Raw genomic sequence first — 22,431 nt, forward strand, 5'->3', positions numbered from 1 at the left:
AAAAACAATTTCGACACACGCCGCAACGGACCCTCATTTCGCCGGAATGGCCCCGTGGTCCTCGTGCATCACCGGGTGCGCCGGCTGGTGCGACACCCGGCGCGACAGCAGCGTGTACATGGTGGGCACCACGAACACCGTGAGCAACGTGCCCACCGACATGCCGCCCACGATCACCCAGCCGATCTGCTGACGGCTCTCGGCGCCCGCGCCCGTGGCGATCGCCAGCGGGATCGCGCCCAGCACCATGGCGCCCGTGGTCATCAGGATGGGCCGCAGACGCAGGCCCGCCGAACGCTTCACCGCTTCGAGCTTGTCCAGCCCCTGCTCGCGCAGCTGGTTGGCGAACTCCACGATCAGGATGCCGTGCTTGGTGATCAGGCCCACGAGCGTGATGAGCCCGATCTGGCTGAACACGTTGAGCGTGCCCCCCGCGAGCTGCAAGGCCATGAGCGCACCGAACATGGACAGCGGCACCGACAGCATGATGATGAAGGGGTCGACGAAGCTTTCGAACTGCGCCGACAGCACCAGGTAGATGAACAGCAGCGAGAGCGCGAACACCAGCGCGAGCGAGCCCGAGGCGCTGCGGTACTCGCGGCTCTGGCCGTTGAGGTCGGTGGTGTAGCCCGGTGGCAGCAGCTCGCGCGCGGCCTGGTCGAGGTATTGCAGCGCTTCGCCCAGCGCGTAGTCGGGCGCGAGGTTGGCGGTGATGGAGGCGCTGCGCCGCTGGCCGAAGTGGTTGAGCTCGCGCGGCACCACCACCTCGCGCGTGGTCACGAGCGAGGCCAGCGGGATCATGGCGTCGCCGCGGCCGCGCACGAACAGGCGGTCGATGTCTTCGGGCGTGCTGCGGTTGGCCGATACGGTCTGCACCACCACGTCGTACTGCTCGCCGTCGCGCTTGTAGCGCGTCACGGTGCGTCCGCCCAGCATGGTCTCCACGGTGCGCGCGATGGCGTCCACGCTCACGCCCATGTCGGCCGCGCGCTCGCGGTCCACGTCGAGCCGGATCTCGGGTTTGTTCAGGCGCAGGTCGGTGTCGACCTGCACGAAGCCCGGGTTCTGCGCCAGCCGCTCCTGGAACTTGCGCACCACGCCGGCGAGGTTCTCGTAGCTGTCGCCGGTGATGATCACGTAGTTGATGGGCCGCTCGCGAAAGCCCTGGCCCAGCGAGGGCGGCGTGATCGCGAAGGCGCTCACGCCCGGCAGGGCCGCGAGCTTGGGCGCGATCTCGCGCGCGATCTGCAGCGTGGAGCGCGTGCGCTCCTCCCAGGGCGTGGCGCGCAGGAACACACTGCCTTGCGCCACCGAGGGGTTGCCGGTGTTGCTGAAGATGCGGTCGAACTCGGGGTACTGCGCGCCGATCTTCTCGATCGCCTCGGCGTAGCGGCGCGTGTAGGCCAGGGTCGCGCCGTCGGGGCCGTTGATGGACGCGAGGATCACGCCGCGGTCTTCGAGCGGCGCCAGTTCGGAGCGGATGTGCTGCAGCATCCACCAGCTGCCGAAGGCGCTCGCCGCCATCACGCCCACCACCAGCCAGCGCACCTGGAGCGACAGCGCGAGCACACGCTCGTAGCCGCGGTTGATGCCGCCCAGCACCCGCTCCATGAAGCGGTCGAAGCGGCCGGGCTGATCGACGTGCCTGAGCAGCTTGGAGCACATCATGGGCGAGAGCGTGAGCGCCACGAAGCCCGACACCACCACCGCGCCCGCGAGCGCCAGTGCGAACTCGGCGAACAGGCGGCCGGTGCGGCCCGGCGTGAAGGCCAGCGGCGCGTACACCGCGGCCAGCGTGAGCGTCATGGCCACGATGGCGAAGCCGATCTCGCGCGCGCCTTGGATCGCGGCCTCGAAGGGCTTCATGCCCTCTTCGATGTGGCGGTAGATGTTCTCCAGCATCACGATGGCGTCGTCCACCACCAGGCCGATGGCCAGCACCAGCGCGAGCAGCGTGAGCGTGTTGATCGAGAAGCCGAACAGCGCCATCAGCGCGAAGGTGCCGATCAGGCTCACCGGGATGGTGACCAGCGGGATCACCGAGGCGCGCAGCGTGCGCAGGAACACGAAGATCACCAGCGCCACCAGCACCACGGCCTCGGCGATGGTCTGGTACACCGCCTTGATCGAGCGGTCGATGAAGACCGAGTTGTCGTTGGCGATGTCGAAGCGGATGTCCTTGGGCAGGTCGGCCTCGAGCCGCGGGATCATGGCGCGCACCGCGGCCGAAAGCTCCAGCGGGTTGGCCGTGGCCTGGCGGATCACGCCGAGCGAGATCGCATCGCGCCCGTTGAGGCGGATCGAGGTGCGCTCGTCCTGCGGGCCCTGCACCACGTTGGCCACGTCGCCGATGCGGATCGCCTGGCCGTTGATGTTGCGGATGACGATGGCGCGGAACTGCTCGGGGGTCTGCAGGTCGGTGGCCGCGGTCACGTTGAATTCGCGCTGCGCACTTTCGATGCGGCCGGCCGGCACCTCGAGGTTGGAGCGGCGCAGCGCGTCTTCGGCGTCCTGCACCGTGAGGCCGTAGGCCGCGAGCCGGTCGGGGTCGAGCCACAGGCGCATGGAGAAGCGCCGCTCGCCGAAGATGCGCACCTCGGCCGCGCCGGGCGCCGTCTGCAGCAGCGGCTTGGCAATGCGGTTGGCCAGGTCGGACAGCTCCAGCGGCGAGCGCGTGTCCGAGTTCATCGCAATCCAGATCACCGGCGTGGCGTCGGCCTCGACCTTGGCGATGGTGGGTTCGTCCACGTCCTGCGGCAGGCGCTGGCGCACGCGGCTGACCTTGTCGCGCACGTCGGCGGCGGCCGAGTCGGGGTCGCGCTCGAGCTTGAAGCGCACCGTGATCTGGCTCTGCTCCTGGCGGCTGATCGAGGTGATGATGTCCACGCCCTCGATGCCCGCGAGCGAGTCTTCGAGCACCTTGGTCACCTGCGATTCGATGACTTCGCTGGACGCGCCCACGAAGCGCGTGGTGACGGTGACCGTGGGCTCGTCGATGCGCGGGTACTCGCGCACGCTCAGGTTCTTGAACGAGACCAGGCCCACCAGCACGATGAGCAGCGAGAGCACGGTGGCGAACACCGGGCGGCGGATGGAGATCTCGGGCAGTTGCATGGCGCGGCTCCGCCCGGCGTCAGTTGGCCGGTGCAGGCTGTGCCTGCGCCAGGTTCACGATGCGCACCGGCGTGCCGTCGCGCTGCAGGCGCTGCTGGCCCGCCATCACCACCGTCATGCCGGGCTCCAGGCCCTTGAGGACCTGCACCTCGGCGCCGCGGCGCGCGCCCAGCTCCACCGGCACGCGGCGCGAGACCAGCTTCTTCGCATCGCCCTGGCCCTGCTCTTCCACCACCACCACGAACTGCTTGCCGCCCTGCGGGAAGACGGCCTCTTCGGGCACCACGAGCGCGTTCTCGTTCACCGAGAACACGATCAGCACGCGCGCGAACATGCCGGGCCGCAGCTCGGCGCCGCCCTCGCGCGGCATGGTCGCGCGCACCGAGATCGAGCGGCCGTTGGCGTCGAGCAGCGGGTCGACCGCGAGCACCTTGGCCACGAAGCGCTTGCCAGGCAAGGCGTCGAGCTGCACCTGCACCGGCTGGCCCGGCGCCACCTGGCTCTGGTAGCGCTCGGGCAGGCGGAAGTCGACCGTGAGCAGCGTGGTGTCTTCCAGATTGACCAGCGCGTCGCCGTCCTTGACGTACTGGCCCAGGTTGATGCTGCGCAGGCCCAGCGTGCCGTCGAAGGGCGCGGTGATGCGCATGCGCTGCAGCCGCGCATCGGCCAGCGCCACCTGGGCCTCGGCCACCTGCAGGGCGGCGCGGCTTTCGTCCACCACGCGCGCGGCCACGAAGTTCTGCGCCAGCAGCTCTTCGTTGCGCTTGAGGTTGGCGCGCGCGATCGAGAGCTGGGCCTGGGCCTGGCTTAGTTCGGCGCGCTGCAGCGTGTCGTCGAGCTGCACCAGCAGCGCGCCGCGCTTGACCTGGGCCCCGTCGGCAAAGGCGATGCGCGAGACCCGGCCCGCGGTTTCGGGCTTGAGCGTGACGCTCTGGCGCGAGCGCAGCGTGCCCACGGCCTGGGCGTCGTCCTGCAGCCGCGCGGTCTTCACGCGCGTGACCTCGACCGAGGTCGGGCCGCCTGCGCCGCCCTGGCCACCGGGGCCGGCTGCGGGCCGCGCGCCGGGCGCGGCCGCCGGCGCGGCCGGCGCCGTGGCCCTGGGGTGCTGCTGCCACCACCAGGCGCCCGCGGCGGCCAGCGCCAGACCGATGACCGCCAGCCAGGCGGTCGCTTTGGGTTTCGCCATGAAAACTCCGCTCGAAGTCAGATCGGCACGTAACAGTTTCCATGCCAACGATGGCCGGGATTGTGCAGTGTCCGCGGCCGCGGCTGACAATCGGTAACACCTACCCCAGCGCCGGGCCGGGAAAACGCCTCAGCCCGGCACGCCGCGGTTGGCCAGGGCGTCGGCGCGCTCGTTGCCCGGGTCGCCCGAATGGCCCTTGACCCAGTGCCATTCGATCTGGTGGTGGCCGCCGTGCACCAGCGCGTCCAGCCGCTGCCAGAGCTCGGCGTTCTTCACCGGCTGCTTGGCCGCCGTGACCCAGCCCTTCTTCTTCCAGCCGTGGATCCACTCGGTGATGCCCTTGCGCACGTACTCGCTGTCCAGGTGCAGCGAGACGCGGCAGGGCCGCTTGAGCGCCGACAGCGCCTCGATCACGGCCATCAGCTCCATGCGGTTGTTGGTGGTGTTGCGCTCGCCGCCCCACAACTCCTTCTCGCGGCCGGCGCTGCTCAGGAATGCGCCCCAGCCGCCCGGGCCAGGGTTGCCCTTGCAGGCGCCATCGGTGTAGATCACCACGTGGTCCAAGAATGTCTCTCCAGGAAAAAGGCGAAAGAAAGGTCAGCGGCGGTTGGCCACCGACACCGGCGCCGTGGCCGGCGTGCGGCGCGGCTTCCAGGCCGGCCCGAGCAGGCGCATGCCACGCACGCGCTTGACGGCCACCACGAAGTGCACCGCGCCGAAGATGGGCCACCAGCGCGCGCCCACGCGGTCCATCCACGCGGTGCGCTGCAGCCATTTGTCGCTGCGCACCGCGGGGCGGTAGCAGCCATAGTGTTCGGTCTCGATCTCCAGGCCCAGCAGGCGCAGCCAGTCGCGCAGCCGGCCGGTGCCGATGAAGGCGCCCGAGTCGGGCAGGTACAGGCGCGAGGCGCCGAAGGCGTGGATGCCCAGGCGCGCCATGGCGTGGCCGCGGCCCTGGCGCCAGCCCCACAGGCTGGTGGGGTTGAAGCCGCTGATGACCAGGCGGCCCTCGGGCACCAGCACGCGCTCGACCTCGCGCAGCACGTGGTGCGGGTCGGCGCTGAATTCGAGCGTGTGCGGCAGCACCACGAGATCGAGGCTGGCGGCGGGAAACGGCAGCGCGGCGGCGTCGGTCACGAGCGCGGCCTGCGGGTCGGGCGCGGCGGGCACCTCGTGCAGGGCCAGCCAGCGGTGCGGCATGCGGTTGGCGCGCAGCGTCTGCAACTGCGGCAGCCCCAGCTGCAGCGCGTTGAAGCCGAACATGTCGGCCACGGCCAGGTCGAAGCCGTCCTGCTCCCAGGCCAGCAGGTAGCGCCCGGGCGGGGTCTCGAACCAGTCGGTGAGGCTCTGCTGGGAATCGGTCATGCGGCGAAGGGCGGGCGGCGGCGCAATGTCTGCGACACTCGGGTGTTTCGAGCGAGCCCGACACTCTACACGGCCCCGCACATCCCCGCCCTCCCGCCCCCTGCCCCGACGCCCCCATGCAACTGCTCGCCATCCCGGCCTTCAGCGACAACTACGTCTGGATGCTGCGCGACGGCCAGCGCGCGCTGGTCGTGGACCCCGGCGAAGCCGGCGGCGTGCGCGACACCCTGGCCCGGCTGGGCCTGCGGCTGGACACCATCCTCATCACCCACCACCACGCCGACCACACGGGCGGCGTGGCCGAGCTGCGCGAGGCCACCGGCGCGCGCGTGCTCGGCCCGGCCTTCGAGACCCTGCCCGAGCCGCTGGCGCGCGTGAGCGGCGGCGAGCGCGTGCAGGCCCTGGGCCTGGACTTCGAGGTGATCGACGTGCCCGGCCACACCGCGGGCCACATCGCCTACCACTGCGCCCAGGTCGACGGGCGGCCGCTGCTGTTCTGCGGCGACACCCTGTTCTCGGGCGGCTGCGGTCGCCTGTTCGAGGGCACGCCGGCCCAGATGCACGACTCGCTCGCGCGCCTGGCCGCGCTGCCCGGCGACACGCGCGTGTGCTGCACCCACGAATACACGCTGTCGAACCTGCGGTTCGCGCTGGCGGTCGAGCCCGGCAACGCCGCGCTGCAGGCCTACCAGCAGCAGTGCGAGGCCTTGCGCGCGCGCGGTGAACCCACGCTGCCGAGCTCGATCGAAACCGAGCGCCGCATCAACCCCTTCCTGCGCTCGAACGAGCCGGCGGTGGTGCAAGCGGCCCTGTCCCATGCCCCTGGCAGCGGCGCCGACCCGGTTTCGGTGTTCGCGACGCTGCGCGAATGGAAGAACGTTTTTCGATGACCCAAGACCTGTCGACGGCGCAGCGCCCGCGCCGCCCCGGGGCCCGCTGCCTGGGCGCCCTCCTGCTGTGCCTGAGCCTGCTCGCCGGCTGCGCCAGCACCCTCCCCACCCCGTCCTCCGCGCCGCGCACCGACGCCGCCGACAGCGGCCCCGCCGCCGTCTCCACCGTGCGCGGCCCGTCCCAGCGCCTGCCCGCCAACGTGCCGCTGAGCGAGATCGCGGTCGCGCCCGTGAGCGCGCCCGCCGTGACCACGCTGGCCGCGCCGGCCGACCTGTGGGAGCGCATCCGCCGCGGCCTGTCCATGAACGACCTCGACGGCGACCTGGTGCGCCAGCACGAGCAGTGGTACCTCGCGCGGCCCGACTACATCCAGCGCATGACCGAGCGCTCGAGCCGCTACCTGTTCCACATCGTCGAAGAGATCGAACGCCGCGGCCTGCCCATGGAGCTCGCGCTGCTGCCCTTCATCGAAAGCGCCTTCAACCCGGCCGCCGTGTCGAGCGCGCGCGCCGCGGGCATGTGGCAGTTCATGCCCGCCACCGGCGCCTCGTTCGACCTCAAGCAGAACGTGTTCCGCGACGACCGCCGCGACGTGCTCGCGTCCACGCGCGCCGCGCTCGACTACCTCGAACAGCTCTACGGCCGCTTCGGCGACTGGCACCTCGCGCTGGCGGCGTACAACTGGGGCCAGGGCAATGTGAACCGCGCCATCACGCGCAACCAGCGCGCGGGCGAACCCACGGGTTACCTCGACCTCAACATGCCCGCCGAGACGCGCCACTACGTGCCCAAGCTGCAGGCGGTCAAGAACATCGTGGCCAATCCGCAGCGCTACGGTGCCACCCTGCCGGTGATCGGCAACCACCCGTTCTTCGACACCATCACCGTGCTGCGCGACATGGACGTGGCGCTGATCGCCCGGCTGGCCGAGGTGAGCGAGGCCGACTTCCGCATGCTCAACCCCTCGCTCAAGCAGCCCGTGGTGATGGCCGCGGGCACGCCCACGGTGCTGCTGCCCTGGGACAACGCCACCACCTTCCAGCGCAACCTGCAAAGCTACAACGGCCCGCTCGCGAGCTGGACCGCCTGGGTGGTGCCGCACAACATGAGCCCGGCCGAGGCCGCCGAGCGCATGGGCATGAGCGAGGCCGAGCTGCGCAGCGTCAACAACATCCCGCCGCGCATGCGGCTGGCCGCGGGCTCGAGCCTGCTGGTGCCGCGCAACGGCCGGCTCGACCGCGACGTGCCCGCGCACGTGGCCGACAACGCGGCGCTCAACCTGCAACCCGAGGTGACCACCCGGCGCGTGGTGGTCAAGGCGCGCAAGGGCGACAACGTGGCCCGGCTGGCCAGCCGCCACGGCGTGAGCGCGGTGCGCGTGGCCGAGTGGAACCGGCTTTCGGTGAACAGCGCGCTCAAGGCCGGCCAGAGCATCACGCTCCAGCTGCCGCAGCGTGCGGCCGCGCCCGCGGTGGCCAAGGGCAAGGCCAAGGCCCCGGCGGTGCAGGCGCGCAGCGGCGCGGGCAAGACCACCGCCAAGGCCGGCAAGGCCAGCGCCACCCGCACGGCCAAGGCGGCCAAAACCACACCCACCACCAAAGCCGCCAAGGCCGCCAAATCCACGCCGGCCAAGACCCGCGTGGCCACGGGCAACAAGCCCTGAAACCGGCCTGAGCCCGGCCAGCGCGCTCAGGCGCGGAACCGCTCCTTGGCCTTGCTCGCGAAGCCGTTGGTGAAGCAGCGCGCGAGTTCGGCCGGCGCCATCGGCTTGAGCGCGGCCGCGCGCAGCGCGGTTTCGGGGCCGCCGCGCGGCATCAGGCCGTCGGCCGTCCAGGCCTCGCGCGAACGCTCCACCGTGGACAGGTAGAGCGCGCGGTCGCCCTGGAAGTGGCTCTCGGGCACGGTCTTGATGAGGTCCGATGGCCCGGCGGTCTGCAGCCATTTGAGCGCGTGCACCAGCGCGTCGGTGAGCGCCTGCGCGATGCGTGGGAACTGCGCGATGAACTCGCCCGGCGCGCTCAGGCAGCCCACGGGCAGCGGACCGCCGAAGACCTCGGTGGTGCCGCGCAGGTTGCGTGTGTCGGCCACCACGCGCAGCTCGCCCTGCTGCTCCATCTGCGTGATCAGCGGGTCGGTGTGGCAGAGCGCGTCGAGCGGGCCGAAGCGCATGGCCTGCAGTGCGGCGCCCGCGTCGGGGAATGGCTGCAACTGCAGCTCGTCGAGCCGCACGCCGTCGCGCTGCAACAAGGCCTGCAGCAACTGCAGGCCCAGCGGGTCGTTGGCGCGCAGGCCCACGCGGCGCCCGCGCAGGTCGGCCGTGCTCTTGAAGCCCGCGAGCGACCGCGCCGACACGCCCAGCGCGAGCTGCGGCGCGCGCCCCTGCACCACGAAGCTCTGCCAGCCCTGGCTGCGCGCGGCCGGCTGCAGCAGTGGCGCCAAAGAGCTGCACAGCACGTGCGCCGCGCGCGCCTGCACCGCGGCCATGGCCTGGGCTTCGTCGGGGAACTCGCGCAGCTCCACGTCCAGGCCCTCTTCGCGGAAGAAGTGCAGCTGCTCGGCCACCGTGAGCGGCAGGTGGCTCAGCGCGAAGCGGTGGTCGACCGCGATCACGATGCGCGTGTCCACGAGCTTGGGCGGCAGCACCGGCGGGCGCGTGACGCCCGCGCCCTGGGCGCGCGCCGCCCCGCCCGGCAGGGCCAGCAGCAGGCCTGCGCCGGCCAGGGCCCATTGGCGGCGGTTGAGGCCGCGGCGCGGCGCTGTGCTCTCGTCTGGCTCCCGGGTCTCCGTCATCCGCCCAAGGTTAGGGCGCGTGGGCCGGATCGCCATCCGGTGGAGTCCCGAGCGGGTTTACACCGATCGGGCGTGGGTACCTCGCGGTACCGCAGGTCGCGGCTCAGCGGCGGTCGACCAGCGCGTGCGCGATGGTGCCGAGGTCGACGTACTCGAGCTCGCTGCCCACGGGCACGCCGCGCGCCAGCCGCGTGACCTGCAGGCCATGGTCCTTGAGGGCCTGGGCGATCACGTGGGCCGTGGTCTCGCCCTCGGCGGTGAAGTTGGTGGCGAGGATGACCTCGCGCAGCGGCACCTCGGGGTCTTCCTCGGCGATGCGCTCGAAGAGCTTGTCGAGCCCGATCTCGCGCGGGCCCACGCCGTCGAGCGCGCTGAGCTTGCCCATGAGCACGAAGTACAGGCCCTTGTAGGCGCCGGTGCGCTCCATGGCGGCCTGGTCGGCCGGCGTTTCGACCACGCACAGCAGGCCGCGGTCGCGCCGCGGGTCGCGGCAGGTGCTGCAGACCTCGTCTTCGGTGAAGGTGTGGCAGCGGCTGCAGTGGCGCACCTTGCCCACCGCTTCGCTGAGCGCGCCGGCCAGGCGCTGGGCGCCGTGCGGGTCGTGCTGCAGCAGGTGAAAGGCCATGCGCTGGGCCGACTTGAGGCCCACGCCCGGCAGGCAGCGCAGGGCCTCGATCAGGCGTTCGAGCGAACGGGTGTCGGCCACTGCGTTGCGGTTCTGCGGGAACGGGCGGCGCGGCTCAGAACGGGAACTTCATGCCACCGGGCAGGCCCGGCATGCCCGCGGTGAGCTTGCCCATTTTTTCGTTCGAGGTCTCTTCGGCCTTGCGCACCGCGGCGTTGAAGGCGGCGGCCACGAGGTCTTCGAGCATGTCCTTGTCGTCGGCGAGCAGGCTGGGGTCGATGGTGACGCGCTTGACGTCGTGCTTGCAGGTCATGACGACCTTCACGAGGCCCGCGCCGGACTCGCCGGTGACCTCGATGTGCGCGAGCTCTTCCTGCGCCTTCTTGAGGTTGTCCTGCATGGCCTGGGCCTGCTTCATGAGGCCGGCGAGTTGTCCTTTGTTGAACATGGGGTGCTTTCTGGGAGGGGGATCAGGAAACCGGCTTGAGCGTGCCGGGCACGATTGTGCCGCCGAAGTCGCGCATCATCGTCTGCACGAAGGGGTCGGCGAGGATCTGCTGCTCGGCCTCGCGCTGGCGGCGCTCGGCCTCGGCGGCGTTGCGGCGCGCGGGCGAGTCGACCACCACGCCCGGCTCCACCACGAGCTCGACCGCATGCCCGATCGACTGCAGCGCCGCCGCCAGGCGTTCGCGGTTGTTGCCCTGGTTGAGCGATTCGCGCTCGATGCGCAGCACCCAGCGCGGGCCGTCGTGCGAGAGCAGTTGCGACTGCAGCGCGAGTTCGCGCACCAGCGCGGCGATGGCGCCGGCGTCGATGAGCTGACGGACGACGCCAGCCCAGAACTCGCCCTCGGGCGTGGGCTGCAGCGGGGCGCTGGGGCGCGGCTGGTCGAGCCGGCCCGGCGCGCCGGGGTCGCGCACGGGCACGCGCACCACCGGGGCCGCGGCCGCCACCGGCCGGGCGGCGGGCGCGGCGGGCGGCAGCGCGTCCCAGGGCGGGGTGTCGTCGTCGGGCTCGGGCCAGGGGGCGTCGTCGAGCGGGGGTTCGTCGGCGGCGGGCGCGGGGCGCGCCACCGGGGCGGGCGCGGGCGTGGGCGACGGCGCCGTGGGGCGCTGGGGCGCGGTGGGCACCGCGGCCGGGGTCGGCGCAACAGGCGCGGCGAGAACGGGCGCTGCCACCGGCGGTGTGGTCGGTGCGGTCGGTGCCGCAACGGGCGTGGCGGTGGGGCGGGCCGCGGGCGCCGCGGGGCTTGCCGCCGCCGCCGGCCGCGGCTCAGCGGGACTCAGCGAAGTTTTTTTTTCTGCCGCGCCAGAGGGCTTGAAGGCCAGCAGGCGCAGCAAGACCATGGTGAGGCCGGCGTATTCGTCGGGTGCAAGGCCGAGTTCGGCGCGGCCGTGCAGGCACAGGCTGTAGAGCAGCTGGGTCTCGTCGGCCGGCAGGGCCTGGGCGAGTTGGGCGATCTCGGCCTCGTCGGGGTCGGTGCTCGCGGCCAGGGCCTGGGGCGCCATCTGGTGCACCGCCATGCGTTGCAGCACGCCGGTCATTTCTTCGAGCGTGGACGCGGCGTTCAGGCCGTTGGCGCGCAGCGCCTCGACGGTCTGCACCACGGCCGCGCCGTCGCCGCCGGCCAGCGCGGCGATCAGGCGCAACGCATGCCCGCGGTCGACCGCGCCCAGCATCTGGCGCACCGGGGCTTCGAGCAACTGCCCGCCGCCGAAGGCGATCGCCTGATCGGTGAGCGAGAGCGCGTCGCGCATGGATCCGCGCGCGGCGCGCGCCAGCAGCCGCAGCGCGCCCGGCTCGCTGGCCACCTGTTCGGCCTGCAGCACCTGCTGCAGGTGCTCGGCCACGGTCTCGGGCGCCATGGGCCGCAGGTTGAACTGCAGGCAGCGCGACAGCACGGTCACCGGCACCTTCTGCGGGTCGGTCGTGGCGAGCACGAACTTGAGGTATTCGGGCGGCTCCTCCAGCGTCTTCAACATCGCGTTGAACGCGGTGTTGGTGAGCATGTGGACCTCGTCGATCATGAAGACCTTGAAGCGCCCCTGCACCGGCTTGTAGACCGCCTGCTCGAGCAGCGACTGCACCTCGTCCACGCCGCGGTTGGACGCGGCGTCGAGCTCGGTGTAGTCGACGAAGCGGCCGCTGTCGATGTCGGTGCAGGCCTGGCAGACGCCGCAGGGCTCGGCCGTGATGCCGCCCTGCCCGTCGACACCCACGCAGTTGAGCGACTTGGCCAGGATGCGCGAGACCGTGGTCTTGCCCACGCCGCGCGTGCCGGTGAACAGGTAGGCGTGGTGCAGGCGCTGGCTTTGCAGCGCGTTGGACAGGGCCTGAACCACGTGCCCCTGGCCGACCATTTCGCGGAAGTTGCGCGGTCGGTATTTGCGGGCCAGGACGACGTAGGACATCGGGCGATTCTATGCGTGGGGGTACCCGCGTCCCTGGGGTGGCCTTGCCCGTCGCCTACAATCGCGCCTGACGGGCCTTCCCGCATGGGGAAGCGGCCAACCGGGTCAGGTGGGGAACCAAGCAGCCCTAACCGTGGAGCCAGTGCCGGGGTCAAGGCTCGTCACCCCCACACCCCAAGCCGCAGGCAGGCCCTGCGGCTTTTTTGTTGGGCGCACACGCCCCACCCTCGGGTAAACGTCAGCCAATCGCCCCTGGGGCGCCGATAGCATCGCGGGCCGGAACCACCACCGAGCCCGCCCATGCGCAACCCCGCGATCCAGTGGCTTTTTGCCGGCGCCATTTTTGCCAGCGCGTTTTCGCTCTTCCTGGTCCAGCCCCTGATCGCCAAGCAGATCCTGCCCTGGTTCGGCGGCACCGCGGCGGTGTGGGCGATCTGCATGGTGTTCTTCCAGACCACGCTGCTCGCGGGCTATGCCTATGCCGATCTGGTGGCGAGCCGGCTCGCGCCGCGCCGCCAGCTCGCGCTGCACGCCACGCTGCTGCTGGCCAGCCTGTGGTTCCTGCCCATCGTGGCGAGTTCGGCCTGGAAGCCGCAGGACGCGCAAGACCCTTCGCTGCTGATCATCGGCCTGCTGCTGGCCACGGTGGGCCTGCCCTACTTCATGCTGTCCACCACCGGGCCGCTGGTGCAGTCGTGGGTGGCGCGGGCCCGCGTGGGCCAGCAGGTGTACAGGCTGTTCTCGCTGTCCAACATGGCCTCGCTGGTGGCGCTGATCAGCTACCCCTTCCTGATCGAGCCGGTGGCCACGCTGCGCGCCCAGGCCCTGGGATGGTCGGCGCTGTACCTGGGCTTCGCGGGGCTGTGCCTGGCCTCGGGCGTGTACTTCGTGCGGCACGCGCACGGGCCTTCGGCGCAGACCGAGGCCGCCGCCGACGGGTCCGACGCCGGCCCGCGCCCGGGCTGGCGCGACGCCCTGCTCTGGCTCTCGCTCGCGGCCATGGCCTCGTGGCTGCTCGTGGCCATCACCAACCACATCACGCAGAACGTGGCGGCGATCCCGTTCCTGTGGGTGCTGCCGCTCACGCTGTACCTGCTGACCTTCGTGCTGTGCTTCGAGAGCGACCGCTGGTACCGGCGCGGCCTGTTCGTGCCCGCGGGCGGCGCGCTGCTCGCGCTGTGCGCCTACGGCCTGCACGAGGGCAGCATCGGCTTCGAGGTGAAGGTGGCGGTGCCGCTGTACGCGCTGGGCCTGTTCGTGCTGTGCATGTTCCTGCACGGCGAGATGGCGAGGCTGCGGCCGCACACGCGCCACCTCACGCGCTTCTACCTGATGCTCTCGGTGGGCGGGGCGCTGGGCGGCTCGCTCGTGGGCCTGATGGCGCCGCGCGTGTTCCCGGCCTACTACGAGCTGGGCCTGGGCTTCGCGCTCACCGCCCTGCTCGCGGCCGTGGTGCTGCGCCGCCAGCGCGCGCTGAGCGCCACCGCGCTCGCGCTGGTGGTGTTCTGCGGCGTGTTCCTGGCGCAGCAGGTGCGCGACGATCTCTCGTCCACGCGGCGGCTGCAGCGCAACTTCTACGGCACGCTCTACACCGTCGACGTGCCCGACGAGACGCTCAAGGACACGGTGCGCCTGCTCTACCACGGCTCGATCCAGCACGGCGAGCAGTACCTCTCGCCCGAGCGCCGGCGCGAGCCCACGGCCTACTACGGCCGCAGCGCGGGCGTCGGGCTGGCGATCGAGGCCACGCGCCGGCCCGGGCAACGCGTGGGCGTGATCGGCTTGGGCGCGGGCACGCTGGCCGCCTATGGCCGGCCCGGCGACGTGCACCGCATGTACGAGATCAACCCCGAGGTGATCGACATCGCCCGCAGCGAGTTCAGCTTCGTGGCTGACAGCGCCGCGCAGGTGGAGATGGTGCTGGGCGATGCGCGCCTGTCCATGGAGCGCGAGGGGCCGCAGGGCTACGACGTGCTCGCGGTGGACGCCTTCTCGGGCGACTCGGTGCCGGTGCACCTGATCACCATGGAGGCGATGCAGGTGTACCTGAGCCACCTGCGGCCCGGCGGCATCGTGGCCTTCCACGTGACCAACCGCTTCCTCAACCTGCCGCCGGTGGTGGCCGCGATCGCGCAGGCGCAGGGCCTGCAGGTGGCGCACATCCGCGACGAGAACGACAACCCCTTGCTGCGCAACACCGACTGGGTGCTGGTGGCGCGCGAGCCCGAGGCGCTGGCGCACGCGGGCATCGCGCAGCGCGCGCGGCCGGTGGTGCCGATCCCGGGCCTGGCGCCCTGGACCGACGACTTCAACAACCTGTTCGCGATCCTCAAGTAGCGCGCCCGGACGCCTGCAGCCAGCGCTGCACGCCCTGCCCGGCCCAGGCGCCGCTGGCCATGGTCGCGGTGAGCAGGTAGCCGCCGGTGGGGGCTTCCCAGTCGAGCATCTCGCCGGCCACGAACAGGCCCGGGCGCGCACGCACCATCAGGCCCTCGTCGAGCGACTCGAAGCGCACGCCGCCCGCGCTGCTGATGGCCTCGGCCACCGGCCGCGGCCGCAGCAGCGTGAGGGGCAGCGCCTTGATGGCCTGGGCCAGGCGCGGCGGGCTGTGCATGGCCTCGCGGTCCAGGCATTCGTGCAGCAGCGCGAGCTTGATGCCGTCGAGCCCGAGCCGGCCCTTGAGGTGGCTCGAGAGGCTGCGCGAGCCGCGCGGGTGGGCGACGTCGGCGAGCACGCGCGCGGCGTCGCGGTCGGGCAGCAGGTCGAGCGTGAGCGTGGCGCTGCCGTCGCGCGCGATGCGATCGCGCAGCACCGACGACAGCGCATACACCAGGCTGCCCTCGATGCCCGTGGCCGTGGCCACGAACTCGCCGCGCAGCGTGTGGTGCCGGCCCGCGAGGTCTTCGGTGCTGAGCGCCACGGTCTTGAAGGGCTGGCCGGCCCAGCGCTCGCGAAACAGCGCGCTCCAGCCTTCGCCGCCGCCGTGCACGCCGGCCGCGGCCACGTCGAAGCCGCAGTTGGCGGGCGCCAGCGCGGCCACGTCCACCCCGAGGGCGCGCAGCCAGGGTTGCCACGCGCCGTCGGAGCCCAGGCGCGGCCAGCTCGCGCCGCCGAGCGCGAGCAGCACGGCGCGGGCCTGCACGACACGCTCGCCCTCGGGCGTGGCGAAGCGCAGGGCGCCGTCGGGCGAGAGGCCCAGCCAGCGGTGGCGCATGTGAAAACGCACCGGCACGCCGCCCGGCGCGGGATGGCGCAGCCGCTGCAGCCAGGCGCGCAGCAGCGGCGCGGCCTTCATGTCGGTGGGAAAGACGCGGCGCGAGCTGCCCACGAAGGTGGCGATGCCCAGGCCCTCGCACCAGTCGCGCAGCTGCGCCGGGCCGAAGGCTTCGAGCAGCGGGCGCAAGGTCGCGGCGCGCGCGCCGAAGCGCGTCACGAAGGCCTCGAAGGGCTCGGCGTGCGTGAGGTTGAGTCCGCCCTTGCCGGCGAGCAGGAACTTGCGGCCCACCGAGGGCATGGCGTCGTACAGGTCGACGGCGGTGCCGGCGCGCGACAGCACCTCGGCGGCCATGAGGCCCGCGGGCCCGCCGCCGACGATGGCGACCGTGTTGTCATTCATGCGGGAGCGTCCAGTTCGATGAAGCGGCCCTGGGCCGTGATGAAGGCCAGCCGCACCGGCTCGCCCGGGCGGGCGGCCTGCAGGGCGGCGCGGTAGTCGCGCAGCTGCTGCTGGTACTCGGGCACCCGGTGCGGGTTGTCGGCGCTCTTGAAGTCGATCACCCACCAGGCGCCGCTGGCACGTTCGCGCACCAGGCGGTCCAGGCGCAGCGCGCGGCCCTCGTGCACGAGGTCGACCTCGTTGCTCCAGTGGTCGATGGCCTGCGGGTCCCAGACCCAGGCGGCCGCGCCCTGCACGATGCGGCGCGCCGCGGCCAGCGCTTCGGCAGCGCGGCGGGCGTCGAGCTCGAAGTCGCGTTCGACCGCGCGCTGGTGCGCGGCGGTCCAGTCGAAGCCCGCCGCGGGCGTGGGGTGCCACTGCAGCAGGCGGTGCACGGCTTCGCCCCAGCGCGCGTTCGGGTCGTCGGCGGCGCTGCCGTCGGCCAGCGGTTCGGGCGTGGCCGAGAGCGCGGGCAGGCTGTCCAGGCGCCAGGGCTCAGCGGGCCCGTCCTGGCGCGCGGCCGCGGGCGCGGGGGGGTCGAGCGCCTGCGCGAGCGGCGCCAGGCGCTGCCACCAGCTGGGCTGGGTGGCGCTCTGGTGCGGCTCGAAGGCCGAGATCACCAGGCGCGTGGCGGCGCGCGTCATGGCCACGTACAGGGTGTTGAGTTCTTCGAGCGAGCGCGCGCGGCGTTCGGTGTCGAGCAGGTCTTGCGCGCACCGCGGCGCGAGCTTCTCGCTCAGCAGGAACACGAAGCGCCGCGGCTGCGCGGCCTCGCCGGGCCAGTCGATCAGCACGCCCTGGCTCTCGGGCCGCGAGGGCGGGGCCTGGGTGTCGAGCAGCAGCACGGTGTGGGCTTCGAGCCCCTTGGCGCCGTGGATGGTGAGCAGGCGCACGGCGCCCGGCACCGCCACCGGCGCGAGCGTGAGGCCGCCCGCCTTCACCGCGCGCACCAGGCGGTAGGCGGTGAGGAACCGGCCGCCCTCGTGCTGCAGCGACAGCGCCAGCAGCGCCTGCAGCTGCGCCAGCACCGCGGCGCGCTGCGGCGCGGGCGCGGCCTGCACGTAGCGCGCCATCAGGTCGCCTTCGCGCACGATGCGCGTGAGCGCGTCGTGCGGCGGCAGCGCCCGCAGCACCTGCTGCCAGCCGGCCCAGCGTTGTGCGGTCTCGCGCCAGTGCGCGGGCGCGTCGGCGCGCGTGGCCTGGGCTTGCAGCACGGGCCACCAGCCGGCGCCGCTGCCGTCGGCCTGCACCTGCTCGGCCAGGCGCACCAGGTCGTCGTCGGTCCAGCCGCCGATGGGCGAGCGCAGCGCGCGCGCCAGGCTCAGGTCGTGGCCGGGCGAGACCAGCGCGTCGACCAGCGCGATCAGGTCCTGCACGGCCGCGGCATCGGCGAGGTCGGTTTTCTCGGGCTCGTCGCTCGCGATGCCGCGCTCGCGCAGGGCCTCGTGCATCCAGCCCAGGCGCTCGCGCTTGCGGGCCAGCACCATCACCTGCTCGGCGCGCAGTTCGCCGGCGGCGATCTGCGCCGCGATCCAGTCGGCGGCCTGGCGCGCTTCGAGCGCGCTCATGGCGTCCTCGGGCGGGTGGCGCGGCACGAGCAGGCTGTCGCGCCAGGCGCCGGTGTCGGCCTCGGCGCGCACGCGCGCGCTGCGCGGCACGGCGGGCAGCGCGAGCACGCTGCCCGCGGTGCCGCTGCCGGTGGTGTGGGGCCGGAAGGCCGCGCCCGCGGCCTCGCCGTATTCGCCGTCGGCCACGGCGCGCTGCATCACCTCGTTGACCGCGTCGACCACGGCCACGGCGCAGCGGCGCGTGTGGTCGCAGGCCAGCAGCGCGCCGCCCAGGCCCTGCACCACGAAGGCCTGGGCCGCGCGGAACACCTGCGGCTCGGCGCGGCGGAAGCGGTAGATGGATTGTTTGGGGTCGCCCACCAGGAACACGCTGGGCGCCTCGCCCACGCCCGCGCCGGCATAGGCCGAGAGCCAGCCGTAGAGCGCCTGCCACTGCAAGGGGTTGGTGTCCTGGAACTCGTCGATCAGCAGGTGGCGCACGCGGGCGTCGAGCCGCTGCTGCAGCCAGCCCGAGAGCTCGGCGTCGCCGAGCAGGCGGCGTGCCGCGCCCTCGACGTCGTTCATGTCGACCCAGCCGCGCTCGCGCTTGAGCGCAGCTAGGCTGTGCAGCAGCACGCGCGTGAGCCTGGCCATGCGCTGGTGATGCAGCCAGGCCGCGTGCTGGCGTTCGGCGGCGCACAGCGCCTGCAGCTCGGCCTCGGCCGCTTCGGCGGCGGCGAACTTCTGCAGGTGGCGCGTGAGGCGGTCTTCGTCCTTCACGAGGAAGGCCTTGCGCAGGCGCGCGAGCCGGGCCGCGGCCTGCGCGGGCTCGTCGGGCAGCAGGAAGGCGTCGACCACGGCGTCGGCGGCCTTGCGCGGGGTGGCGGCGCTCTCGGCCCCGAGCGCGCGCGCCCAGCCGTGCCAGCGCTCGCGCGCGGCCGGCGTGAGCAGCGACAGCGCTGGCCGCTCGAGGCCGGCCCACTGCGGGTGGCGCGCGGCGAAGGGCTCGACGCTGCCGTCGACCACGCCCGCGGCATCGGCCAGCGCAAATTCCACCCGCTTGTGGGCCGCGGTCTTGAGGGCCTGCAGCGTCGCATGGCGGCCGATGTCGGCCACGCTGGCGAAGAAGTCGGCCTGCAGCGCGGCGTCCTGCGCGACAGCGGCGAAAAAGCCGGGCCAGCTGCGCTGGATCAGCGGCGCGTCGTCCTCCTGCAGTTCGTAGGACGGCGGCAGGCCCAGCGACTGCAGCAGCGACAGCGGCGCGGCGCGCAGCAGCGCAGCGAACCAGCCGTGAAAGGTGCGCAGCTGCACCGGGCGGCCGTGCGCGCGCACGCGGGCCTGCAGACCGCGCGCGGCGGGCAGCAGCGAGCGCGCCTCGGCCTCACCCAGGCCGCGCTGGCACAGGGCCGCGTGCAGCGCGGCGTCGTCGAGCCTGGCCCAGGCGGCGAGTTCCTGCTGCAGGCGTTCGCGCATTTCGCCCGCGGCCTTCTTGGTGAAGGTGATCGCGAGGATGTCCTGCGGCTCGGCGCCCGCGAGCAACGCGCGCAGGATGCGCGAGACCAGCATCCAGGTCTTGCCCGCACCCGCGCAGGCCTCGACGGCCACGCTGCGCGCGGGGTCGCAGGCGCGTGCATAGAAAGCCTCGGGCGGCACCTCGCGGCCGTCGATGCGGTAGGCGAGCGCACGGGGGCTTGAGCTCATGCCAGGAAATCCTTGCGGCACAGGCCGCGCGCACCGCAGTGCTCGCAGGCCGCGCCCTCGCCGAGCGCGGGCAGCGGCGCACCGGCGGCGATGCGGTCGAGGTCGCTGGCCAGGCCTTGCAAGAGCGCGTCGCGCGCGGCGGCGAGGTCGTCGGGTTCGAGCAGCAGCGCCGGCTCGCCGTTGCGCGCATCGGTGAGGCTGAGGTAGCCGGCGCGCAGCACGGGGGCGTCGATCAGCGCGGCGTAGAACGCGAGCTGGGTGTCTTCGAAGGGCACGCGGATGCGCGCCTCGGTGCGCTGGCGGCTCTCGGTCTTGTAGTCGATCAGCACCGGCGTGCCGTCGGCGGCGTGGTCGATGCGGTCGAGCCGGCCGTACAGCCGCCAGCGGCCGACGCGGGCCTCGTGCGCGGCCTCGGCCTCGACGAAGCGGTGGCCCTGGGCCTCGTGTGCGTACAGCCAGCGCAGGTAGCCCTCGCGCAACGCGGGCCACTGGGCGCGGTACGGCAGAAAGCCGCTTGCGCCGTGCTCGAGCGTGAGGCCCTGGCTGTGGGCCACCGATTCGGCCAGGCGGTCGAGCGCCTCGCGGTCGGCGGCCTCGCCGGGGCGCGCCTCGCGCCGCTCGGCGTGGAAGGCGTGCAGCACGTCGTGCAGCCAGTTGCCCAGGTCGCGCGCGTCGGCTTCGGTGTCGAGCTCGTCGGCCTCGGCCAGGCGCAACTGGCGCAGGGCAAAAAAGCGGTAGGGGCAGCGCCGCAGGTCTTCGTAGGCGCTGGCCGACACGCGCTCGGGCACCAGCGTGGGCGCGCGGGGACGGGGTGCCGCGGTGCCGGCCGGGGCCAGCTCGCGCGGCGGCAGGGCCGCGTCGGCGGGCGCGATCGGCAACTGCTCGGCCCAGGGGCTGGGCAGCAGCGGGTCGCCGTTGTCGTGCTGGCGCCAGAGCACGTCGAGCGGCGTGCCATCGAGCAGGCTGGCCCAGGCCGAATCGGCGGCGGCGCGCAGGGCTTCGCGATCGGGCAGGCCCAGGGCCTCGCGCTGCTCGCGGGTCCAGGTGCCCACGGGGTCGGGGCTTGCGGGCAGGTGGCGCTCGTCGCAGCCCGGCGCCACCACGGCCGCGAACGCACGCCCCAGGCGATGGGCCAGGGGCAGCACCACGACCTGGGCTTCGCCTTGCACCGCCGGCTGGAAACCCGCGCCTTCGAGCACCTCGCGCACCCAGGCGTTGAAGCGCGCCGGCCGCCAGCGCGGGCGGCGCGGCGTGTCGCCACCGGCCGCAGCCGCTTCGCCCAGGCCCTCGAACTCGTGGGCCGCGTCGCCCAGGCGCAGCACGCGCAGCAGTTGTGCGCCCGCGGCATCGGCCTGCAAGGCGGCACGCTGGCCACTCAGCGCAAGCGCGGCGTCGGTGTCGCGCAGCCATTGCACCAACGGGCGCGGGGCCTGCAGGCCTTTGAGCAGCGCGTCCACGCCCTCGGGCCGCAGCGCCTCGGGCACGGCCGACCACAGCGCGATGCCCAGGCGGCGCAGCTCGCGTTCGAGCGCGCGCACCGCGCCGGCGTCGAAGGCCGGTGCGAGCTTGAGCCAGTCGAGCACGTCGTCGGTGCTGGCGCGTGGCGCGGCGGCGCGCAGCAGCGCCATCAGACCGGCGCCGGCCTGCGTGGTCGAGAGCTTCCAGCCCGCCTCGTCGCGCAGCCGCACGCCGGCTTCGTGCAGCAAGGCGCTCACGCGGCGCGTGAGCAGGCGGTCGTTGGCGATCAGCGCCACCGGGGCGCGGCCCGCATTGAGGTGTTCGAGCACGCAGGCCGCGGCGCTCAGGGCCTCGTGCTCGAAGTCGGCGCAGCGCAGCACGCGTGCGTTCGGGGCCGGGGCCTCGGCCGGACCCCAGTCGAGCACCACGCCCTGCTCGCCGCGTGCGCGGCACAGGGCTTCGGCCAGGGGATCGCTCTGGTGGCCAGGCAGCAGCACCAGGGCATCGGCGTCGGCCTGGGCCAGGGGCGACCAGAGCACGTCGGTGTCGAAGCCGCAGGCGCCGACCCAGGCCAGCGCCACGTGCGAGACCAGGCTTTCCCAGCGCGCATGGCCCACGCCCGGCAGGCCCAGGGCCTCGCGCGCGGCGTCGGCCCAGGCCTGGCGCTCGGCCGGCGGCCGGGCCGCGGCCAGCGGGGCGAGCTGGCCCGCGGTGTCGACCAGGCGTGCCACGAGTTCGCGGCGCAGGCCGGGCTCGGTGCCCGCGCCGAGCACGCGGTCGAGCCAGCCTTCGGCGACCAGCGCATCGCGCGCGGGATCGCGGCTAAGGTCTTCGGGGCTGCCGCTCCAGGGCATGAGGGTTTCGGCCCACTGGCGCGGCGTGGCAAAGCGCGGCACGAGGCCATGCGCGTGAGTGGCCGACCAGGCCTGGCGCGCCTGCGCAGCCAGCCGCGGGTGCGGCAGCAACACCACGACGCGCGAGGCCGGCCAGCGGCGCGCCGCCAGCAAGGCATCGATCGCGGCCATGGCCGCGGGCCACGAACCGCATCTGGCGCGGCGCTGCAGGCCGTCTGCGGCAAGGGCCGACTCGCTGTGAGGTCTCGCGGGCGCGGGCGTCATCGATAGGGGGTTTCTGTCACAATGCGGCCGCTCGCGTGAGGGGCCTGGGGGCGCAGCGACAACGTCGTGCCGTCCACCCCGAGCGATGAAACTGTAACCTCCCCCGCCTATCGAATCCGAGGACGACCATGGCCAGCGATCTCATCAAACACGTTTCCGACGCGACCTTCCAGGCCGACGTGCTGGACAGCAAGGCCCCCGTGCTGGTGGACTTCTGGGCCGAGTGGTGCGGTCCGTGCAAGATGATCGCGCCCATCCTCGACGAGGTGGCCGGCTCGTACAACGGCAAGCTGCAGATCGCCAAACTCAACGTCGACGACAACCGCGACGTGCCCGCCAAGTTCGGCATCCGCGGCATCCCCACGCTGATGCTGTTCAAGGACGGCCAGCTCGCCGCCACCAAGGTCGGCGCGCTGAGCAAGGCGCAGCTCACGGCCTTCATCGATCAGCAGCTCGCCTGAGAAAGATCCAGCGGCCCGGGCACGCCCCGGGCCCGCGGGCCGCGTGCGGGCCCGATGACAGGCGGTGGGCACTGCGTTTCCTGTCATAATCCGCCGCACATCGGCCTCA

15 protein-coding genes and 1 other RNA gene are annotated in these 22,431 nt (G+C 72.9%); 5 read left to right on the forward strand and 11 right to left on the reverse strand.

All coding sequences use genetic code 11. The features are described 5' to 3' along the window. Nucleotides 1–33 precede the first annotated feature (33 nt). The 4 genes from G9Q37_RS07825 to G9Q37_RS07840 all read right to left on the reverse strand — a co-directional run bounded on the left by G9Q37_RS07825 (nucleotide 34) and on the right by G9Q37_RS07840 (nucleotide 5,665). Nucleotides 34–3,114 (reverse strand): efflux RND transporter permease subunit, encoded by a 3,081-nt coding sequence (locus tag G9Q37_RS07825; protein ID WP_166226657.1) that lies wholly within the window; start codon nucleotides 3,112–3,114, stop codon nucleotides 34–36. 19 nt (nucleotides 3,115–3,133) lie between these two features. Continuing rightward, nucleotides 3,134–4,300: an efflux RND transporter periplasmic adaptor subunit gene (locus G9Q37_RS07830; RefSeq protein ID WP_166226658.1), complete on the reverse strand. Its 1,167-nt coding sequence runs from the start codon at nucleotides 4,298–4,300 to the stop codon at nucleotides 3,134–3,136. A gap of 129 nt (nucleotides 4,301–4,429) precedes the next feature. After that, entirely contained in the window at nucleotides 4,430–4,864 is a 435-nt protein-coding gene (rnhA, locus tag G9Q37_RS07835) for a ribonuclease HI (protein ID WP_166226659.1), read from the reverse strand. 33 nt (nucleotides 4,865–4,897) lie between these two features. Next, nucleotides 4,898–5,665: a class I SAM-dependent methyltransferase gene (locus tag G9Q37_RS07840; RefSeq protein WP_166226660.1), complete on the reverse strand. Its 768-nt coding sequence runs from the start codon at nucleotides 5,663–5,665 to the stop codon at nucleotides 4,898–4,900. Nucleotides 5,666–5,781: 116 nt separating this feature from the next. On the opposite strand from G9Q37_RS07840, the gene gloB reads away from it, so the two are divergent. Continuing rightward, a complete protein-coding gene (gene gloB, locus G9Q37_RS07845) occupies nucleotides 5,782–6,555 on the forward strand; it encodes a hydroxyacylglutathione hydrolase (protein WP_166226661.1) in 774 nt (257 codons plus the stop codon). Next, a complete protein-coding gene (locus G9Q37_RS07850; RefSeq protein WP_166226662.1) occupies nucleotides 6,552–8,219 on the forward strand; it encodes a transglycosylase SLT domain-containing protein in 1,668 nt (555 codons plus the stop codon). The genes gloB and G9Q37_RS07850 overlap by 4 nt, the downstream gene beginning before the upstream one ends. A 26-nt stretch (nucleotides 8,220–8,245) precedes the next feature. Here the strand turns inward: G9Q37_RS07850 and G9Q37_RS07855 are convergent, their stop codons facing one another. From G9Q37_RS07855 to dnaX, 4 genes are all read right to left on the reverse strand, one after another. After that, the gene (locus tag G9Q37_RS07855; protein WP_166226663.1) at nucleotides 8,246–9,346 is read right to left on the reverse strand and encodes an ABC transporter substrate-binding protein; all 1,101 of its coding nucleotides are present in this window, start codon (nucleotides 9,344–9,346) and stop codon (nucleotides 8,246–8,248) included. A 103-nt stretch (nucleotides 9,347–9,449) separates the two neighbouring features. After that, nucleotides 9,450–10,052 carry a recombination mediator RecR gene (gene recR, locus G9Q37_RS07860; protein ID WP_166226664.1) on the reverse strand — a complete coding sequence of 201 codons (603 nt, stop codon included), beginning with the start codon at nucleotides 10,050–10,052 and terminating at the stop codon, nucleotides 9,450–9,452. 34 nt (nucleotides 10,053–10,086) lie between these two features. After that, a complete protein-coding gene (locus G9Q37_RS07865; protein WP_166226665.1) occupies nucleotides 10,087–10,419 on the reverse strand; it encodes a YbaB/EbfC family nucleoid-associated protein in 333 nt (110 codons plus the stop codon). A gap of 22 nt (nucleotides 10,420–10,441) precedes the next feature. Next, nucleotides 10,442–12,382, reverse strand: coding sequence for a DNA polymerase III subunit gamma/tau (gene dnaX / locus G9Q37_RS07870; RefSeq protein ID WP_166226666.1), 1,941 nt, complete (start codon nucleotides 12,380–12,382; stop codon nucleotides 10,442–10,444). A gap of 69 nt (nucleotides 12,383–12,451) precedes the next feature. On the opposite strand from dnaX, the gene ffs reads away from it, so the two are divergent. Beyond that, nucleotides 12,452–12,548: signal recognition particle sRNA small type (gene ffs, locus G9Q37_RS07875), an RNA gene on the forward strand. A gap of 134 nt (nucleotides 12,549–12,682) precedes the next feature. Next, nucleotides 12,683–14,719 (forward strand): fused MFS/spermidine synthase, encoded by a 2,037-nt coding sequence (locus G9Q37_RS07880; protein WP_166226667.1) that lies wholly within the window; start codon nucleotides 12,683–12,685, stop codon nucleotides 14,717–14,719. On the opposite strand, the gene G9Q37_RS07885 is transcribed toward G9Q37_RS07880, so the two are convergent. The 3 genes from G9Q37_RS07885 to G9Q37_RS07895 are packed head-to-tail and all read right to left on the reverse strand — an operon-like array spanning nucleotide 14,712 to nucleotide 21,768. Next, the gene (locus G9Q37_RS07885) at nucleotides 14,712–15,998 is read right to left on the reverse strand and encodes a TIGR03862 family flavoprotein (protein WP_166226668.1); all 1,287 of its coding nucleotides are present in this window, start codon (nucleotides 15,996–15,998) and stop codon (nucleotides 14,712–14,714) included. The two genes, G9Q37_RS07880 and G9Q37_RS07885, sit on opposite strands and share 8 nt — an antisense overlap. Then, a complete protein-coding gene (locus tag G9Q37_RS07890; protein ID WP_166226669.1) occupies nucleotides 15,995–19,285 on the reverse strand; it encodes a UvrD-helicase domain-containing protein in 3,291 nt (1,096 codons plus the stop codon). Before G9Q37_RS07890 ends, G9Q37_RS07885 begins: the two co-directional genes overlap by 4 nt. Continuing rightward, nucleotides 19,282–21,768 carry a PD-(D/E)XK nuclease family protein gene (locus G9Q37_RS07895; RefSeq protein ID WP_240936567.1) on the reverse strand — a complete coding sequence of 829 codons (2,487 nt, stop codon included), beginning with the start codon at nucleotides 21,766–21,768 and terminating at the stop codon, nucleotides 19,282–19,284. The genes G9Q37_RS07890 and G9Q37_RS07895 overlap by 4 nt, the downstream gene beginning before the upstream one ends. Before the next feature lie 221 nt (nucleotides 21,769–21,989). On the opposite strand from G9Q37_RS07895, the gene trxA reads away from it, so the two are divergent. Continuing rightward, a complete protein-coding gene (gene trxA / locus G9Q37_RS07900; protein WP_166226671.1) occupies nucleotides 21,990–22,322 on the forward strand; it encodes a thioredoxin TrxA in 333 nt (110 codons plus the stop codon). The last annotated feature ends 109 nt before the right edge of the window (nucleotides 22,323–22,431 follow it).

This window comes from Hydrogenophaga crocea (assembly GCF_011388215.1).
In the GTDB taxonomy this organism is placed as follows: Bacteria; Pseudomonadota; Gammaproteobacteria; order Burkholderiales; family Burkholderiaceae_C; genus Hydrogenophaga; species Hydrogenophaga crocea.

Excerpts from the sequence above, each read along its gene's own strand:
- G9Q37_RS07825 (WP_166226657.1), bottom strand. The coding sequence starts at position 3,114 with ATGCAACTGCCCGAGATCTCCATCCGCCGCCCGGTGTTCGCCACCGTG.
- G9Q37_RS07830 (WP_166226658.1), bottom strand. The coding sequence starts at position 4,300 with ATGGCGAAACCCAAAGCGACCGCCTGGCTGGCGGTCATCGGTCTGGCG.
- G9Q37_RS07840 (WP_166226660.1), bottom strand. The coding sequence starts at position 5,665 with ATGACCGATTCCCAGCAGAGCCTCACCGACTGGTTCGAGACCCCGCCC.
- gloB (WP_166226661.1), top strand. The coding sequence starts at position 5,782 with ATGCAACTGCTCGCCATCCCGGCCTTCAGCGACAACTACGTCTGGATG.
- G9Q37_RS07850 (WP_166226662.1), top strand. The coding sequence starts at position 6,552 with ATGACCCAAGACCTGTCGACGGCGCAGCGCCCGCGCCGCCCCGGGGCC.
- G9Q37_RS07855 (WP_166226663.1), bottom strand. The coding sequence starts at position 9,346 with ATGACGGAGACCCGGGAGCCAGACGAGAGCACAGCGCCGCGCCGCGGC.
- G9Q37_RS07865 (WP_166226665.1), bottom strand. The coding sequence starts at position 10,419 with ATGTTCAACAAAGGACAACTCGCCGGCCTCATGAAGCAGGCCCAGGCC.
- dnaX (WP_166226666.1), bottom strand. The coding sequence starts at position 12,382 with ATGTCCTACGTCGTCCTGGCCCGCAAATACCGACCGCGCAACTTCCGC.
- G9Q37_RS07880 (WP_166226667.1), top strand. The coding sequence starts at position 12,683 with ATGCGCAACCCCGCGATCCAGTGGCTTTTTGCCGGCGCCATTTTTGCC.
- G9Q37_RS07885 (WP_166226668.1), bottom strand. The coding sequence starts at position 15,998 with ATGAATGACAACACGGTCGCCATCGTCGGCGGCGGGCCCGCGGGCCTC.
- G9Q37_RS07890 (WP_166226669.1), bottom strand. The coding sequence starts at position 19,285 with ATGAGCTCAAGCCCCCGTGCGCTCGCCTACCGCATCGACGGCCGCGAG.
- G9Q37_RS07895 (WP_240936567.1), bottom strand. The coding sequence starts at position 21,768 with ATGGCCGCGATCGATGCCTTGCTGGCGGCGCGCCGCTGGCCGGCCTCG.
- trxA (WP_166226671.1), top strand. The coding sequence starts at position 21,990 with ATGGCCAGCGATCTCATCAAACACGTTTCCGACGCGACCTTCCAGGCC.